Below are 16,958 nucleotides of genomic sequence, written 5' to 3'. Positions count from 1 at the left end.
CCGAGAGCAACGCGGGCGACGTAAAGACCCGAATTCTGTAACCGTCGAACATGAGCTTCAGGTGGGATAGGTTGGTCTCGTGAACCGCTGGTACCTTTACGACGAGTTGATCGCAGGAATCGCTACGGACGAAACGGTCCGGGAATATTCGGTCGGGCCTAGCTGGACGTATGTGAGAACAGAGTCGAGTATTGGTCTTGCGATGACGCAAGACCGCCCCACCAGGCCTGGGGTCTGCGAGAAGTCCGACCTCGTCGGGATGCCTCTCGGTGAGGCGGCAGAGCTGGTGAAGAGCTGGCATAGCCGCGAGGCCGCGTTCGGGATGGCAGCGATTAACGCGTTCTACAACAGCCCAGCCCAGAGTCAAGAAATAGCTGTGGGTTCTCGGGTGGAGACGGTGGCCGACGTCGATTCTTTCGAGCTGTACCGCCCGGAATTGGCTGGCAAGAAGGTGGCGGTAATCGGGCGCTTCCCCGGCATCGAGGAGCGCCTGGATAACTGCGAGTTGGCGGTCATCGAGCGTCAGCCTAGGCGTGGCGATTACCCCGATTCGGCGTGCGAATACCTGCTGCCGGAGGCGGATTACGTGTTCGCTACGGGCAGCACTTTCGCCAATAGGACGGCGACCAGGCTGCTCGAGTTAGGCAGGAATGCCAAGTTCGTGTTCGTGGGTCCGTCTACTCCGCTGGCGAGCTGTTTGTTCGGCCACGGGGTTTTCGGGCTGAGCGGATTCGTCTCGACGGATCCGAAAAGCACGCAGCTTTCGATGCGTGGGGTCGGCGCGGCCAAAAGATTCGGCGAGGCCACGATGATCAATTTGAGGAGAAAGAAATGACGATTCGGGTTCCGGTTGAAGAGTTGGGCTATCAGCTGGCCAAGTACGGCATTGGCACGCTGATCCCCGCGAAGCTGACGGATTACGTCAGGGTGCACACCGTCGTCGCACGGATGGACGGCGACCGGGTGATCGTGCCGGCCTCGATGGCCAGGAATGCGGCCAAGGTTTTGGACGCAGACCGCCGTGTGACGCTGGTGTTTTCGCCGTACAATCCGCGCGGCTACACGCTGCTGATTGACGGCCTGGCCACGATGATCGAAGACCCGCAGCCCGCCGAAGATTGGCAGATTGCGGGGCCGCACCGCCCGGAGACGGTGCACGTCGATGCCCAGCCTGGCTATCTGGCGATCGAGGTGGAGTCCGCCATGCTGCACAGGCCCCACGAGCTCTCGCCGAAGGAATAAACAGCGGGAACGGAAAAGTCCGTAGTCGAGCTTTTCCGTTCCCGTTAATTCGTTTTCGGTTATCCGGAACCAAATGGTTCGACATCGAACCATTTCGTGCCCGGTATCGCTAGATCTTCAGATCCAGCCCAGCCACGGCACCAATGATGGTGATGGACGGCGGGGTGACGGCCTCACGGGTTGCCACGTTTACGATCTCGTCGACGCGGGCGCGCAGCGTGTGCTGCTTATCGGTGGCGGCCGACGAAACCACGGCGGCGGGGGTATCCGGAGCCAGGCCGCTGTCCAACAACTTTTTGACGATGTTCGGCAGGTACTTGACGCCCATCAAAATGACGATAGTGGTGTTGGTTTTGGCCAGCGACTCCCAGTTGACCGTGCAGCGCTCGTCGTCGGGACGCACGTGGCCGGCAACGATGGTGACGCCCTGCGAAAGCCCGCGGTGCGTGACGGGGATGCCCGCCAGCTCGGGGGCCGCCACGGACGAGGTGACGCCCGGAATGACCTTAACCGGCACACCGGCCTCGGCGAGCGCAATAGCCTCCTCGCCGCCGCGTCCGAACACGAACGAGTCGCCACCCTTGAACCTCACGACGCGCTTGCCGTCGCGGGCGTAGTCGATGAGCATCTGATTGGTGGTTTCCTGCGGGGTGTGGGCGCCGCGCGGAATCTTGCCAACGTTGACGCATTCGGCGTCGAGGCCATCCAGCAGAGAAGTGGGCGCGAGCCTGTCGTAGAGGATCACGTCGGCACCCAGCAGCGCGCGCATGCCAGCGACGGTGATCAGCTCTGGGTCGCCGGGGCCGCCCCCAACTAGCACTACGGTGCCGGGTTCGATAACAGCGGGTTCAATGGCACTCGACATTAGTTCTCTCCTTAAAAACCTTGAGCCTCCATTATTGCCGAATAGCTTGCAATTATGAACTTTGAAGTATCCTGTTTTTTGTGATTCACGAACCGCAGCTTTCGATCGAAGAGATAGATGCCTTGGGCATCGTCCCCGGCTTGCCCGATGAGGCGTTCGAGCACGACGGCCTGATCACCAAACGGCACCAGCGCGCCACCGCGTTCGCGTTCCTGCGTCCTGCGTCCGGCAAGTTGATGTGGGACGTCGGCACGGGCTCCGGAGCCATGGCTATCGAGTGGTGCCGTGCGGCCAAGGATGCCCGCGCTATCGGCGTCGAGCAGAAGCCCGAGCGGGCCGCCAGGGCAAGGCGCAACGGCGAACGCTTGGCTCCCGGCCACTTCGAGGTCGTGGAGGGCCCGGCTGACGAGGTCATTGAAACGCTGCCAGCTCCGGACGCCATCTTCATCGGCGGCGGCGCCAGCCAGAAGGTGGTCGAAGGCTGCTGGAATGCGCTTGCACAGGGCGGGCGTCTCGTTGTGCACGCCGTCACCGTCGAAACCGAGGTTGTGCTCGCCAACATGAACAAGGCCCACGGCGGCCAGCTGTCGCGCATCAGCGTCGAAATCTCCAACCCGCTGGGTTCGTTTAGGGGCTTCGTGCCGTATCGTCCTGTGACGCAGTGGGCAGTGCAGAAGTGATCGACTACACAGCTGCGGCTCCGCGCGCAAAGGGACTACCGAAACCGGCACCGAAGGCCCAGCCCGGCCAGAAGATCGCGGTGGTTTCGCCGTCTTTTGCGGCCCCCGGCTACGGCCCCGAGGTCCACGAACAAGCCATGCATCGCCTGGTCGAGCTGACGGGCTTGGAGGTTAAGGAATACCCGACTACCCGAGTCATCGGGTCGTCGCCGCAAGATCGAGCCCGCGACCTGAACGACGCATTCGCCGACCCCGAGATCGGTGCGGTCATGGCAACCATCGGCGGCAGCGACCAGATCACGGTGATACCTCACGTAGACCAAAGCCTGATCGCGTCCAGCCCGAAACCCTTCATCGGTTATTCCGACAACACCCACCTGCACAACCTGTTGTGGAATCTGGGCGTTTGCAGCTTTTACGGCGGCTCGACCCAGGTGCATATCGGCGCCGGCCCAGCCATCGACGATGTGCACGCGGCTAGCCTACTCGCGGCCGTGCGCGACGGCAGCGAGCTAGAACTCACCAATCCCCCGCTTAGCGAAGACTACGGATTCGACTGGAAGGAAGGGCGCTCGTTGACCGAAACGGGCGTGCGCAGGCCTGCGGAGCCGTGGACTTGGTCCGGTCCCACCAAAACCGTTGCGGCGCAGACTTGGGGCGGTTGCGTCCAGGTTATTCAAGAGATCATCTGGGCCGGGCGCTTCACGAATTTTGACCTGCTAGACGGCAAGATCCTGATTTTGGAGGGTTCGGAAGACATCATCGAACCCATCGCATACGCCGACTTCATGAGGGCGCTTGGCGAACGCGGATTGCTGTCCCGGATCGCCGGCCTGGTGGTTTCCCGTTTCCCCGCGACGAGCTTCACCTTCAACCCCAGCGAGGAAGATCAGGCGGCATACCGCCGCTCCATTCGCGACATCAGCCACGGCGTCATGGAAAAGTACGGCCCGCAGGCCGTGGTCTGCGTCGGCCCACCCTTCGGGCATACCCGTCCGCAGTGGATCGTGCCGTACGGCGGAAAGATGCGCTTGGACCGCGCTTCAGAAAAATTGTTCGCTAGCTACGACTAGCTACGTCGCCAGGCTTCTAGCGCAGCGACCATCTCGTCCATGTCGACTGGCCTGCTGCCAAGCTCTAGACGGCGAGATAGTTGAAGTTGCCAGGGCTGCAGCAGATGCGCGCGGTTTAGCAATTCGTGATCGGAGAGCATGTCGACGATCGGCCCCTGATGGATCTTGCCTTCACAAACGATTGCTGCCTCGTCGGCCCAGGCAAGCGCAAAATCCACCTCATGTGTAGCCAGAACAATGGACGTGCCGAGGGCGTGCAGCCTGCTCAACAGGTCGCGGATCTGCTCGATACCCACACGGTCTAGACCCGCGGTTGGCTCGTCCAAAAGCAGGACGTCCGGGCGCATCGCCACTGCGCCCGCAATAGTGACGCGCTTTCGCTCGCCGTAGCTGAGCTGATGCGTGGGACGCTTGGCAAGGTGCTCGATGCCGAGCTCCTCAACCACCTCGTTCACCCTGGCCAGCGCCTCATCCTCGCTTAGCCCGAGGTTGAGGGGGCCGAAAGCGATGTCCTGGGTGACGTCCGCAGAGAAAAGTTGATCGTCCGGGTCTTGAAGCACCATCTGCACCTTGCGACGGTGGTCGCGCAGCGCGTTCTTGCCGTACTTCAACACCTGACCGTCGAGCTTGACCGCGCCAGAATCTGGCTTGTGAGCGCCGGTCAGGCAACGCATCAGGGTCGTCTTTCCGCAGCCGTTGGCGCCGAGCAGCGCGACCCGGCAGCCGGACTCGAAGTGAACGTTCGCCTCGTCCAAAACGCGACGTCCGTTCAGGTATGAAGCGATCAAATTCTCTGCCGCTAACACGTTACTTCTCCTAGAGCAGATCAATCGCCTGGAATGGCGCCCGCAGCATGACGAGTCAGACCAATCCAGGAGATCAAACCAGCGTAAAACATATCGCCACCAGCCAGATTCCGGCAATCAAACCGAGGGTGCCGAACACCCATTTCTTAGAAAGCGGAGGCTGATGAACGAGCGTCACTAGATCGCCATCAATACCGCGCGCCTCGAGGCCCTCCGAGAGACGTTCGGCCCTGCTCCAGGACCGCGTCATAAGCGAGCCGACGAGCGTGGAATAGTTTTGGATCTGACGCCTACGTGCACCCTTACCCATGGGTGCATCGCCAAGCCGAGCGGCCTGCGCCTGATGCAAAGTCAGAAACGAGTCGAGCAGCACAAAAAGCAGCCTGTAGGTTAGGGACGCAACTTCTACAAGCACGGCTGGCAAGCCAAGTTTTCTGAACCAAGCAAGAAGATCGACCATCGGTGTGGTCGTCGCAAGCAGCAGGACGCTCAACGTGGCGGAAACCGAGCGGGCGAAAACCGTCAGCCCGGCTGCAATAGATTCATGACTGATCGACAAAATCCACCAATGCCAGATCGCATTATCGGGCGAAGAGCCCAACTGGATTCCGACGGAGATCGAACCGATCAGGATGAAAGCGAATGGTGCGGTGAACGCCAGCGCCAGGGTACGGGGAGGTATTTTTGCGAACCCCAGCGCCAGCGTTACCGCTGAAATAGCCACGATAATTGTGGTCGGCCAGACGGGTGCGGTCAGTGCGGTGGCCACGAGCCCTAAGCTGAGCAGAACTTTCTGACCGACCGAGACTCCGCGCCAGGGAGCAGCCCAGGCAGCGTCGTCAAGGGCTATCATTTGCTACTCTTCGGAACTCGCAGTGTCAGCGCCTGGGGTGAGCAGTCCCCTGGCGCCGCCGTTAGTAGCAGCACCCTTCGTGGCTGACGCGAGGGTCAGCTCCTCGGCGGCCTTCTTACGGCCGCGCAGGTTACCCAGCGCGAAACCGGCAATGCCAGCACCGAGAGCGGCCTGCAGAGCAAACAGACCAGACTCGATCTCGCCGGAACCCGGCTCGAAGATCGGGGAGAACCAGGGCTCGTAGCCCGATTCCTCGATCTGCTCGGTTACGACGGAGTCGGTGCCACCGAAGGCCTCGCCCTCCTCGGAACCTTCCTTCGGGGCGACCGAGAATGAGATAACGAAAATAACGATGACTGCGGCAATCAGGCCAAGGTTGATCCAAATGTTCTTCGACTTCTTAGACATTTGCTGCCTCCTTAACCTGCGGCTTGATCAGACCACGCTTTTCCAACTCCGGGCGTGCGACGTTAACCAGGAAGCGGAACAGCAGAACGCCGATGAAGCCCTCTGCTAGTGCGAGCGGAATCTGGGTGACGGCAAACGTCGCCAGGAACTTGGTCAGTGCGCCACCGAAACCGGAGACCGGGTCCGGATGGGCGATGGCCAGCTGAATCGAAGTGACGCAGTACGTGGAGAAGTCTGCCATCACCATGGCGGCGAAGATGCCAACCGAGGTGCCCAGCGGACGAAGAAGCTTGTAGAAGGCGTAGCCAATCCACGGGCCGGCGATAGCCATGCTGAATGTGTTAGCGCCAAGCGTCGTGATGCCGCCGTGCGCCAGGAGCAGAGCCTGGAACAGCAGAACGACCGCACCCAAGAACGCCATGACCGGCGGGCGGAACAGCACCGCGCCAACGCCGGTGCCCGTCGGGTGCGAGCTAGAGCCCGTCACCGACGGCAGTTTGATCGCGCTCAACACGAAAGTGAAAGCGCCAGCAACTGCCAGCAGAAGCTTGTTGGTGGTGGACTTGCGGGCTTCCTTAATGCAGGCCCTCGCCCCGTAAATAACGAATGGTGCAGCAGCCACATACCAGGCTACGCAGTGACTCGCCGGTAAAAATCCTTCGGCGATATGCATAATCTCTCCTTCATGAGATATCGCGTCCCATTTACAATAGGTGCTGCAAGGGCGAGTATCTGACTCTCGAAGGCGAACCTTCGTACACAGTGGCGCGACCGTGCCGGAATTACCCGGCTTCCTCGTGCCTTACAACATATGAAAGCCTATACCAAGAGAATTCTTTTGGACAGGAGTACCCAATGGAAACCACCAAATACGAATACATAATTGACGGCGCAGAGATTTATGAGAAATCGTTCTCAATTATTCGCGAGGAGGCGGATTTGAGCCGTTTTCCAAAAGATGTGGCCAACGTCGCCGTGCGAATGATCCACGCCGCCGCCGACACCAACCTGCCCGAGCTCATCGATTTCACGCCCGGTGTCGTCCAGGCATGCAGAGACGCCCTTTGGAGCGGTGCACCAATATTCTGTGACTCAACCATGACCGCAACCGGCATCATCCGCTCGCGCCTGCCCAAGAACAACGAGGTGATCTGCTACCTCAAGGATCCCCGCCTGCCCGAACTGGCGAAGAAGCTGGGCACTACCAAGACGGCGGCCGCCGTCGATCTTTGGGCCGAACGCCTGGAGGGTGCGGTCGTCGCCATCGGCAACGCCCCCACCGCACTGTTCCGTCTGTTGGAGATCGTCCGGGACACCGGTGTGAAACCTGCGGGCGTCATCGGAATTCCGGTTGGTTTCGTAGGTGCCGCTGAGTCCAAGCAGGCGCTGGTCGACAACCCGTACGGTCTGGAATACCTGGTGGTTAGTGGACGCAGGGGCGGATCCGCGATGGCGGTTTCCGCGGTGAACGCGATCGCCTCCACCGACGAGCGCACCAACCAGGTCAAGCGCTAAATTTATCGGGTGCGTGAAACCGAGCAGACGACGGTTTCACGCACCCGATAATTTAAATTACGCCAATAACGGACTAGCCACCTTCGGGAATTCTCTAAGTATTTGTTTATTCATCGTCACCAAACGAACACCTAAACTTTTTGCCACTGCAACAAATTCGCAGTCGTAAGCGCTGCACGTACTGCTCTCAGCCAACTCAAGAACATCGTCGCTGGGAACCAAAATTCATTTTCGTGGAGCAATTCTTCCGCCATTTTCTGCACCCGCCGAGATTGTGCAGAAGACAAAAGCCCTTTACGGAACTAACCCACAAGAATGTTCCTGAACTCGCTCTTCCACAGCACGGGAGCTGCCCACTCGCTATCTTCCAGCAACAAATTCCCTGCCGACTCACTAAACTCGCCCGGAAGAAATAGGTAGGCAAGAATATTCGTATCGACGACTATCATGACCGCCCGGCCCTCTTCAGCTGATCGATTTCTTCGGTTTCGAACGAACCACCGATCTCAACCCTTAAATCCTTCACTCGCTGATAAAAGACGTCGGCGTTAATTTTTCTAGGATGCGTAGCTATATCAATGAGAGGTATAGCCTGGGCGTTAATAGAGCGTATCTCTTCATCGGCCTGCCGCTCCAGCGATCTTGGCTCAGCTAAACAACAAAGATGCGCCCCGAGGGACGCATCTTTGTTGTTTAGTAGCCGATCGACTTCAGGTATTCGCGGGAATCCCTCAGGCAGTCGTAGACGTCACGTCCATAGAGCATGTCTTGCTCGATGAACAGGAAGTCAGCCCCTGCCTTCTCGGCAGCCGGCAGCAGCTCCGGCCAGTTCATGTTGCCCTGGCCAACCTCAGCAAACTGCACGATATTCAGGAACATCTCAAAACCGCGCTCGATATCGCCATTACTCATCAGGTCGACAGCCTCCTGCGGCAACGGCACCACGCGGTAGTCCTTGACGTGGATCAGCCTGCACACGCCCGAATACTCCTTGAGCATGTCCAGCGGAGCCATGCCACCGCGGTGCACCCAGTGCAAATCCACCTCGAACTCCAGGCTCGGTGCGACGCGTCGCACGATGTCGAAGATGCGTTCGCCGTCGAACTTAACCAGATCGACGTGGTGGTTGTGATAGCACAGCGTGATGCCGTCTTCCTTGAGCTTTTTCGCCCACGGCTCCACCTCCGCGGCCCAAGCCTCGCAGGCCTCCTTGGAAACCATCGCGGTGAACGGCATCATGCCTATGCGCAGGTAGCGGCAACCCAGGCGACGGCAGTCGGCGACGATCTTGTCGTAATCCGGATCCAGCGCATCGCCGGTGGTGGTTGGGCCCGCCTTCAAGCCGACCGATAAGGCACCGACCTGAACGCCTAGCTCCTTGATGCCGCGCTCCAGATCTGCAGTGTTCTTCTCGTCCATCGGGATCTGCGAAACCTCGACGGCGTGCAGATCCATCTCGGCAATCTTCTGCAGGACGGCGAACATGCCCTTTTCGGCAACCTCGTCCTTGAGCATCATCATTTGAACGCCAAGTACAGCCATTTCCTAACCTCCTAGCTCCAGCCGCTCTAGGAGCGGGTATCGAACTTGCCCTCTTGCTCGATGCGCTTGTTCAGCTCGGCCAGATAGGCCTCCTCGTCGAAGTTGACCATGTCCACTTCCTTGCCGGTCCAAGAGGACAGGTGAATCGCGTTGGCCAGGCGCACGCCGTTGATGCCGTCAGAGCCTGGCGCCAAAAGCTCGGCACCGTTGAGAACTGCGTCTGCGAAGTTCTTCATGACGTCGCAGTGCTGCTCGCCCCAAACCGAGCCGTAGTCGCGCTCCTCGACCGTCTGCACCTCGGAGACGTCCAGCTCGCCCTTGAACAGCTTGCCTACCTCCTCCATGCCGAGGCTCTTGCTCCACTCCTGCTCGGGCTCGGCCAGGCGGGTGATGGTGAGTTTGTGAGAGTCCTCGACGAGGATGCGGCCCTTGTCGCAGAGGATCTCCAGGCGGTCGGTGCCGAACATGTCGTGGGTGCAGGTGATGAACGTGCCGGTTGCGCCGTTGCCGAAATCGACGAGCGCGTTGACCTCGTCCTCAACCGCAATGTCGCGCTTGAAACCGTACTGACACTTCGCGAAGACGCTCTTCGGGATGCCGCAGATCCACTGCCACAGATCAAGCTGATGGGGAGCCTGATTGACAAGGACGCCGCCGCCCTCGCCACCCCAGGTAGCCCGCCACTCGGATTGGTTGTAGTAACCCTGCGGACGCCACCAGTTTGTGATCAGCCACGAGGTGTGACGCAGCGCGCCGAGCTCACCAGAATCAAGGATGGCCTTGATGTCCTTGTAGAGCTGATTGGTGCGCTGATTGAAGAACACGCCGAACACCAAATCGGGCTTGGTTTTGGCGAAGTCGATGACCTCTCTGGCCTGCTTGGTGTAGACGCCCAGCGGCTTCTCCAGCAGCGCGTGCACGCCATGGTAGAGCGCGTAGATGCCCATCTCCGGGTGCAGGTAATGCGGAACCGTGGTGACGACCGCATCGACCTCGCCCGAATCCACCATTTCTTTATAGTCGGTGTAGAAGGGCACGCCGTACTTGTCAGCGAGTGTCTTCTTCGACTCGTCGACATCGCAGATGCCAGCGATCTCCATGTTGGGGACGCGACCGTCGTCGATGAACTGCGCGTACATTCCGCCTTCGGCTCCAACGCCGATGATTCCTAGGCGAACCTTTTCAGCCATATTTTCTCCTTGTTCGCTTTTAGTTGTGCGCGGCCATCTCTGGCGATTGCGCATAGATTTCTTTGAGAATCCGCAGTGATTCCATTGCCTCGCGTGGGCCAATCCAGAATGGTTCCGGGTCGTCCAGGCTTTCGTAGAAGTCTCTGATGAAGACTTCGTGGGAAACTCCCCAATACGCCCGCCCGCTGCTGGGTGCTTTGCGTTCTGGACACGTGGTCAAAGAACCGTCGTCGCCGTAGACGGTCAGCCCGTCCCGAATGACCGCACGGCCTTTCGTACCGATGATCTCGATCTCGACGGGATGATCAATTGGCGGGGTCAGAGTGGCGTAGAACGAGCTCTGCACGCCGCTTTCGTGCGTCAAGAACGCGCTCGCGGTGTCCTCCACCTCGATGACGTCGGCAAATTTCAGGGTCTGGGCGCGCCCCCTCAGCTTGGTGACGGGTCCCAGGAACCACTGCAGCAAGTCGAGAGTGTGCAGCGCCTGATTGATGAGGACGCCACCACCAGACCCCTGCCAGGTGCCACGCCATAACCTGCGCTCGTAGTAGGCCAGCGAGCGGGTCCAGACCACCTGCGCGAACCCGCCTGTGATGTCGCCCAGAAGACCCTCGTCGAGCACCCGGCGCATCTGCTGACTAGAAACGTTATAGCGGTTTTGCAAGCAGACGCCAATCTTCGCGCTGGAATTGTCAGCCGCGTCGATGATGCGCTGGCCGTCGGCGAGCGTGTGGGCGAGCGGCTTTTCCATGATGACGTTCACGCCCGCTTCTAGGCAGGCAACCACCGTGTCGGCGTGGTCGAAGTGCGGGGTCGTAACGTGAACCACGTCGAAGTTTTGCTTGTCAGAAAGCAACTCCTCGACGCTCGAATAGCCTTTGGCGCCAGTCCTTTCGACGGCCGCAGCAAGCCGATTAGGGTCGGTGTCGCACACGGCCACCAGTTTGATGTAGTCGATGGCGTCGAACGCCTCGAAATGGATTGTGGAGACGTCGCCGCAACCGATTAGTGCGGCTCTTAGTTCCATTCGATTCCCTGCTCCTTAAAGATGCCGGTCAGGGCTTCGTATGCCTTCGTCCACAGCTCGGGGCCGCACAAGCCACCGAACGCGTCGAACTGGCCGAGGTGCGGCTCGATGGAGAAGAAACCGTTGTAGCCGTCCTCGTTCAGCGCGGCAACGACTTCGCACACTTGGCCGTCACCCTCCCCGCAGGGTACGACCTCTTCGACACCGAGCTTCATTGTGTCGGCCTTGGCGTCTTTGCAGTGGATATAGTCGGTGTAGGGGCGAACTTGTTCGAAGGCCTCGTCGAACGGCTTTACGTGACACTGCACGTAGTTGGCTGGGTCGAAGATTGCGCGGTAGTTGGGCGAATCTATGCTGGTGATCAGGTCGATGACCCGACGCGGAATGTCACCATAAATGTCTTTCTCGTTTTCATGCAGCATGGTTACGCCGCCGGCCTCGGCGAGCTTTACCATCTCGCGAGTTCGCGAAAGCACCTCATCGCGGTAACTATCCGGGTCTTCGCCCTCGGGCATGAAGAACGAGAACATGCGGATGTAGGGCGCGCCGAAAAACTTTGCAACCTCGACCGAATGTGCAGCACGCTTTAGGTGATCTTCGAATGGGTCGGTGATCTTGATTTTGCCGATATCGGAGCCGACTGAAGAGAGCTTGATGCCATTTTCGTCAAGCATTTTCTTGGCTTTTTTTAATTCCTCATCGTCAAGGTCAAGAACCTTTGTTCCCCATGCGCTTCTAAATTCCACGTGTTTGATATCGAGCTTGTTTAACAGCTCAATTTGTTCACCAAGATCGTGAGCGATTTCATCTGCGAAACCGGTTAACGTGAAGGCCATACTCATCTCCTCTGATCATCTTCTAAACTTTAGAAAAATGATTTTCGATAGACAGTGCCCACCAATTCATGTGAAAACTAGCGGGCACTTTTCATGTTAATTATCTATTCTGTGTTTTAGTTGTTCGTTGCGCGGGCCACCGGGTCATCCACGTGCCTCTCACCTCGACGACGAGCCTCGAGGATCTCCACGTTCTTCGTCACGCGCTTCTTCTTCAGCGGGTACAGGAACAGCAGAACTACCGCAACCAGAACGCAGCCAATGCCGGGCAGAACATTCGCCAAGGCGTAGATGCCGTCCAGGGCTTCCTGACTCTGCGCGATGCCGTCCTTCGCCGCGACGGCATCGAAACCAACCCAGCTAAGCGCCATTCCGAGCAACCATCCTGCGAGGGCCTGACCGAGTTTTCGCGCCCAAGAGTAGACGGCGTAAACGGTGCCATCGTCGCGGGAGCCTGTCTGCACATCCTGCAAGTCGATCACGTCGGTGATGAAGGCCCAAACCAGGTAGTTGAACACGTTGATGCAGAACATCGCGACGGCGTAGAGCGTGATCCACAGCCAAGGGTTGCCGACATCGATCTTCAGGAAATATGCCGTCAGCAGCGTGCCGCCACCGATGAGCATGGCAATCGAGCAGACCTCGGCCTTGCCGAATTTCTTACCGAGAATCGGGGCTAGAACGATCAGTGTGAAGGCAGGAACGATAGCCAGGATCGACGCGGGCGACTGCAGTTGACCGTCATTGAAGTACGCCAGGCAGATATAGCCGACGATGCCCATCAGGAACATCATGGAGACCAGCAACAGGAGTGCCGCCAAAACCAGCGTCAACAGCCCACGGTTGTGGGTCAGGGAAGCAAGCATCTGGCCGACGCCCTGGCCACCCTCGTCCTTAGCCTTCTGCTCGGATACGACACGCTCTTCAACGTTGATGAAGCAGAGTGCATAGCAGACCACACCGAGGATGGAGCAGACGATAGCCGCCAGCATCATCTTCTCGCCGACCATAACCGAGATACTCTCCGCGGTTTTGGTGTAGACGACAACCGGCAGAACCGCCTGAATCACGAGCGAGGCGAGCTGGCCGCCGGTGGAACGGAACACGGATAGTTTCGAGCGGTCGTCTGGGTCAGGAGAGATGACCGAAGCCATCGAGCCGTAGGGAATATTGATGGCCGTGTAGCAGATCGAGCCCCACAAGAAGTAGGTCACGCACATCCACAAGAGCTTCGCCGTGTAGCTATCCCAATTGCCGACGAAAGACATATACATCAGCGCCGAAGCGATCGTCACCGGAACCGCCATGTATAGAATCCAGCGCTTGAACTTGTAGCCGGGTTTCTTCACCGGCAGACGGTCTACAATGATTCCCATACCGACGTCGGTGAAGGCGTCGAGGATTCGGGCGCCAAGCAGCAGGAAGCCGACGTGCGCCGGATTGATACCCACCACGTTGGTGTAGAAAATCATGAAGAACGAGGACTGCAAGATGAAGGTGAAGTCGTTTCCGAAGTCACCGAACATGTAGCCGAAGCAGTCTCTAAGCGAGAATGGCCGCTTATTGTTTAAGGTCGGATGGGACGTTTGTGTCATTGTTTGTTCCCTTGCAAACAGAAAATGGCGATTTTTTTATTCGAATTTTGTCTGGCTTTAATCCGAAGTTGTAACGATTTACCCAAATCCTGAAACAGCTTTCAGCAATGTTTGTAAACACAATCACTCGGCACATATTTACGGCGCTCTTCCGATTAATGCTAGAAAAATACCCAATTACAGATCGTTAATCTCTTTGTTGCCGGTTCTTTCTTTCCCAATCCCAAATCGTCGGTTTTTAGCGCGGTTCATGCTCAACTAGATAGCATTTTTGAAAAATAAAACGCGCCCCACAATGTGGGGCGCGTTAATCAAGATGTGCTTACTTTTGCTTCAGCCACTCGTTCCCGGCCAGCGAATCTAGCTTGGTCAGGTCCAGGTCCGACTTGATGTCGGTCTTGGGAGCCAGGCCGAAGTGCTCCATCGCCATGCGAATGTACTCCGCGCCCTCCACGTTTAGCGGCCCAGAGCACCACATTGCGTACGGCAGGTTGACGTAGCGCTTCTCCTTCACCGCCTTCAGGTTCTTGGAGGCCGGGTTGGATTCGAGAGCCTGAATCTTTTCCTCGATGGTCTGCGGCGGGTAGTCGACGAAGAAGATGATGTCAGGATCAGCGGAAGCTAGACGCTCCCAGCTGACCTTCGTCCAGGTGTCATCGACGTCTTCAAGGACGTTCTTAATGCCCGCAGAATCCATCATTGCCTGCGGGGCGCCGAACTTGCCGCTAGAGAAAACGGTGTCGGAAGCGGAGTCGAAGAGGAAAGCAGTCGGCTTCTTGTCCGGCTGCGGCAGCTTCTCGATCTCTTCGCGACGCTTGGTGATCTCGTCGGCAACCTTGTCGGCCTTGGCCTTGTTGCCGGTCATCGCACCGATATTGCGAATATCAGCATCCAGAGCTTCCCACGGGCTCATGGTGCCACGCTTGCTGCCTTCACCAGTGCGGCAAGCCTCGCTGAGCGTGTAGGTGAGGTAGCCCCGCTTCGCCAGAGAATCGGGGTCGGTGCCCTTTTCATCACTGAAGCCGTAGCCATAGCCGGCGAAAACCACCTGCGGGTCGGCAGCAACGATGTTCTCAAGGTTCATGTACTCGGGCGAAACCTGGTTTAGGCCATTGATGACGTCCTCACCGTACTTGAGCTTCAAGACGCCCTCGTCACGCTGCAAGCTAGTGACCGCTGTGAGCTGGTCCTTGGCGCCAGCAGCCAGAGCGATGGAGATGATGTTGCCGTCGTTAGCCATCAGCTTGGTGACCGGAACCGTGTACTCCACCTTTTTGCCACAGTTTTCCAAGGTGAGCTTGCCGGCCTCGGCGCTAGAGTCGCCGCTACCGGAGGTGCTAGCTCCGCCACAGCCGGTGGCGAGCAGCGTTAGGCCCAGCGCCAGCGCCGGGAGTCCCTTCCGCATTTTCATTTTTCTTCCTTTCCTTTGCTAATTAGCAGATGTGTTTCATGCGTCACAGGGTTGGGCGCCTGAATGGCCTCAACCCTGAAAGCTTCGTCCATAAGTTGGGTGTTGATGACGTCTTTCGGCTCGCCAAACGCGATCATCGAGCCGGCGTGCATGACTGCAACCATGTCGAAGTTGCGCAGCACTAGATCGAGGTCGTGGATAGCTGCGACGACAGTGCATTCGAGGGTAGTCAGCAGTTTCAGGAGCTTCAGCTGCCAAGCGATATCCAAGTGGTTAGTCGGCTCGTCGAGCATGAAGATCGGGGAACCCTGCGCCAGACCACGCGCGATCATTGCTCTACGACGTTCACCGCCAGACAGCTGATCGCAGGCAGAATCGATACGGTCATCCAGGCCCACCTGAGCGAGCGCGCTGACCACGATGTCCCTATCCCTGTGGACGTCCACCGACCAGGGCGCGCGGTGCGGAATCCTGCCCAGGTTGACCATCTCGCCTAGGGTTAGGGCTGCCGGCGGGCTTTCCTCCTGACCGACGAAAGAGATAATTCGGGCGCGCGTCTTCGGGGCGTACGCGGTGACGTCCCGCTCGCCGATCCGGACTATGCCCTCCACTGCCGGGTTGATGCCCGCGAGCGCACGAAGCAGCGTCGACTTGCCAGCACCGTTCGTGCCCACCAGCGCCAGCTTCGTGCCGTAGGGCACGTCGAAGCTGACGTGCTTGACGGCGACGTAACCGCCGACCGCGGCAGCCACGCCACGGACGCTAATGAAGCAGCGTCTCCTCAGATAATCTTCGTCTTGGATCTTTTCCAGGTCTACCTTGCTCATGCGTCCCTACTTCCGAACGCGTAGCTGCGCCGGCCCATCAAGAACAGGAACAGCGGAGCTCCGACAACACCAGTAACCACGCCGAGTGGCATTTCCTGAGGCCTGGCGACGACTCGCGAAATGACGTCAACCCAAAGCAGGAAGACCGCGCCACCAGCCGCGCACACCGGCAACATCCGTTTATGGAGAGCGCCGACGATCATCCTGGATGCGTGCGGGATGATGAGGCCGACGAAACCGATACCACCTGCAACAGCAACCAGCACACCAATCAGCACGCTGGACCCGATGAACAGGCCGTTGCGCATAGCGCCAACCCGTATGCCCAGGGCTGCCGCAGTTGAAGGACCGGTCATCAGGGCGTCCATCCAAGAAGAAATTAGCATCAGCGCTACCAAAGAAATCGCTACGGCGACGACCGGCACGATCAGCTTTTCCCAGGTGGCGCCAGCAACCGAACCGAGCATCCAGAACATCACGGAGTTAGCCGCGCGATTGTCGTCGGAAAGAAAGACCATGAAGGAGGCAAGCGCGCTAAATGCCGACGACATCACGACACCCGCGAGCACCATCCTCAGCGGCGTCAGGCCGCCTTGGGCTTGGGCGATGAAATAAACCGCGGCGCTAGCCGTGATCGCACCCACCATCGCGCCTAGCGAAAGAGCGTAGACACCGAAGCTGCTGAACACGCCGAGTACGATTACCGCGGTGGCACCGACGGAAGCACCCGACGAGATGCCCAGCAGGTACGGGTCTGCGAGCGGATTTTGGACGAGCGTCTGCATTGCCGCGCCCGCGATCGCTAGCCCCGCCCCCACCAACAGCGAAAGCAAAGCCCTGGGTAGACGCAGTTCCCAAATGATCGTGTCGAACGGCGATGTTGTGGCTGTACCGGTTAATCGTGCCTTGACGATTTCGAAGACGTCTTCGACGGGAACTTTTTCTGCCCCAAGCGTCAGCGAGAAGAGCGCACTGACTATGGCTACTATCACTAAAGCAACGACGATTGGCGCGACCGGCAGCCTACGAAATTTTTTCGCCATCGCTACCCGCAATTCAAGGTTGTGCGCAGGAACAAAGATTTACGG

At 58.6% G+C, this 16,958-nt stretch carries 18 protein-coding genes; 5 read left to right on the top strand and 13 right to left on the bottom strand.

What is annotated here, in order from left to right:
* The first annotated feature begins 79 nt into the window (after positions 1 to 79).
* Positions 80 to 835, top strand: a complete 756-nt coding sequence (locus G556_RS09630; RefSeq protein ID WP_051176491.1) for a Rossmann-like domain-containing protein — start codon at positions 80 to 82, stop codon at positions 833 to 835.
* Positions 832 to 1,242, top strand: a complete 411-nt coding sequence (locus tag G556_RS09625; protein WP_036915311.1) for a hypothetical protein — start codon at positions 832 to 834, stop codon at positions 1,240 to 1,242. Before G556_RS09630 ends, G556_RS09625 begins: the two co-directional genes overlap by 4 nt.
* Before the next feature lie 109 nt (positions 1,243 to 1,351).
* On the opposite strand, the gene cobA is transcribed toward G556_RS09625, so the two are convergent.
* Positions 1,352 to 2,107: a uroporphyrinogen-III C-methyltransferase gene (cobA, locus tag G556_RS0100225; RefSeq protein WP_028821324.1), complete on the bottom strand. Its 756-nt coding sequence runs from the start codon at positions 2,105 to 2,107 to the stop codon at positions 1,352 to 1,354.
* Between the two features lie 80 nt (positions 2,108 to 2,187).
* Between cobA and cbiT the strand changes: the two genes are divergently transcribed.
* Together cbiT and G556_RS0100215 are read left to right on the top strand one after the other, a co-directional pair.
* Positions 2,188 to 2,787: a precorrin-6Y C5,15-methyltransferase (decarboxylating) subunit CbiT gene (gene cbiT / locus G556_RS09620; protein ID WP_051176490.1), complete on the top strand. Its 600-nt coding sequence runs from the start codon at positions 2,188 to 2,190 to the stop codon at positions 2,785 to 2,787.
* A complete protein-coding gene (locus G556_RS0100215) occupies positions 2,784 to 3,860 on the top strand; it encodes a S66 family peptidase (protein WP_028821323.1) in 1,077 nt (358 codons plus the stop codon). The genes cbiT and G556_RS0100215 overlap by 4 nt, the downstream gene beginning before the upstream one ends.
* On the opposite strand, the gene G556_RS0100210 is transcribed toward G556_RS0100215, so the two are convergent.
* The 4 genes from G556_RS0100210 to G556_RS0100195 all read right to left on the bottom strand — a co-directional run bounded on the left by G556_RS0100210 (position 3,857) and on the right by G556_RS0100195 (position 6,600).
* A complete protein-coding gene (locus G556_RS0100210; protein ID WP_024111317.1) occupies positions 3,857 to 4,666 on the bottom strand; it encodes an energy-coupling factor ABC transporter ATP-binding protein in 810 nt (269 codons plus the stop codon). The two genes, G556_RS0100215 and G556_RS0100210, sit on opposite strands and share 4 nt — an antisense overlap.
* 73 nt (positions 4,667 to 4,739) lie before the next feature.
* A complete protein-coding gene (cbiQ, locus tag G556_RS0100205) occupies positions 4,740 to 5,519 on the bottom strand; it encodes a cobalt ECF transporter T component CbiQ (RefSeq protein WP_028821322.1) in 780 nt (259 codons plus the stop codon).
* A 3-nt stretch (positions 5,520 to 5,522) separates the two neighbouring features.
* Positions 5,523 to 5,927 (bottom strand): energy-coupling factor ABC transporter substrate-binding protein, encoded by a 405-nt coding sequence (locus G556_RS0100200; RefSeq protein ID WP_028821321.1) that lies wholly within the window; start codon positions 5,925 to 5,927, stop codon positions 5,523 to 5,525.
* Positions 5,920 to 6,600: an energy-coupling factor ABC transporter permease gene (locus tag G556_RS0100195; protein ID WP_016456896.1), complete on the bottom strand. Its 681-nt coding sequence runs from the start codon at positions 6,598 to 6,600 to the stop codon at positions 5,920 to 5,922. The genes G556_RS0100200 and G556_RS0100195 overlap by 8 nt, the downstream gene beginning before the upstream one ends.
* 182 nt (positions 6,601 to 6,782) lie before the next feature.
* Here G556_RS0100195 and G556_RS0100190 point away from each other — a divergent pair, with 182 nt between their 5' ends.
* On the top strand, positions 6,783 to 7,442 hold the full coding sequence (locus G556_RS0100190; RefSeq protein WP_024111591.1) for a precorrin-8X methylmutase: 660 nt from the start codon (positions 6,783 to 6,785) through the stop codon (positions 7,440 to 7,442).
* A 693-nt stretch (positions 7,443 to 8,135) separates the two neighbouring features.
* Here G556_RS0100190 and G556_RS0100175 read toward each other — a convergent pair.
* The 8 genes from G556_RS0100175 to G556_RS0100140 all read right to left on the bottom strand — a co-directional run bounded on the left by G556_RS0100175 (position 8,136) and on the right by G556_RS0100140 (position 16,913).
* Positions 8,136 to 8,984, bottom strand: coding sequence for a sugar phosphate isomerase/epimerase family protein (locus G556_RS0100175; RefSeq protein ID WP_028821320.1), 849 nt, complete (start codon positions 8,982 to 8,984; stop codon positions 8,136 to 8,138).
* Between the two features lie 26 nt (positions 8,985 to 9,010).
* Positions 9,011 to 10,174 carry a Gfo/Idh/MocA family protein gene (locus tag G556_RS0100170; RefSeq protein ID WP_028821319.1) on the bottom strand — a complete coding sequence of 388 codons (1,164 nt, stop codon included), beginning with the start codon at positions 10,172 to 10,174 and terminating at the stop codon, positions 9,011 to 9,013.
* A gap of 19 nt (positions 10,175 to 10,193) precedes the next feature.
* A complete protein-coding gene (locus G556_RS0100165; protein ID WP_028821318.1) occupies positions 10,194 to 11,201 on the bottom strand; it encodes a Gfo/Idh/MocA family protein in 1,008 nt (335 codons plus the stop codon).
* Positions 11,192 to 12,037, bottom strand: a complete 846-nt coding sequence (locus G556_RS0100160) for a sugar phosphate isomerase/epimerase family protein (protein WP_028821317.1) — start codon at positions 12,035 to 12,037, stop codon at positions 11,192 to 11,194. The genes G556_RS0100165 and G556_RS0100160 overlap by 10 nt, the downstream gene beginning before the upstream one ends.
* A gap of 116 nt (positions 12,038 to 12,153) precedes the next feature.
* A complete protein-coding gene (locus G556_RS09610; protein ID WP_036915301.1) occupies positions 12,154 to 13,632 on the bottom strand; it encodes an MFS transporter in 1,479 nt (492 codons plus the stop codon).
* Positions 13,633 to 13,954: 322 nt separating this feature from the next.
* A complete protein-coding gene (locus G556_RS0100150) occupies positions 13,955 to 15,043 on the bottom strand; it encodes an ABC transporter substrate-binding protein (RefSeq protein ID WP_081675453.1) in 1,089 nt (362 codons plus the stop codon).
* A complete protein-coding gene (locus G556_RS0100145) occupies positions 15,040 to 15,870 on the bottom strand; it encodes an ABC transporter ATP-binding protein (protein WP_028821315.1) in 831 nt (276 codons plus the stop codon). Before G556_RS0100145 ends, G556_RS0100150 begins: the two co-directional genes overlap by 4 nt.
* A complete protein-coding gene (locus G556_RS0100140; RefSeq protein WP_028821314.1) occupies positions 15,867 to 16,913 on the bottom strand; it encodes a FecCD family ABC transporter permease in 1,047 nt (348 codons plus the stop codon). The genes G556_RS0100145 and G556_RS0100140 overlap by 4 nt, the downstream gene beginning before the upstream one ends.
* Between the last annotated feature and the right edge of the window lie 45 nt (positions 16,914 to 16,958).

The organism is Propionimicrobium lymphophilum DSM 4903, from assembly GCF_000423485.1.
Lineage (GTDB): Bacteria > Actinomycetota > Actinomycetes > Propionibacteriales > Propionibacteriaceae > Propionimicrobium > Propionimicrobium lymphophilum.
This window is presented reverse-complemented; position numbering and strand designations above follow the sequence as displayed.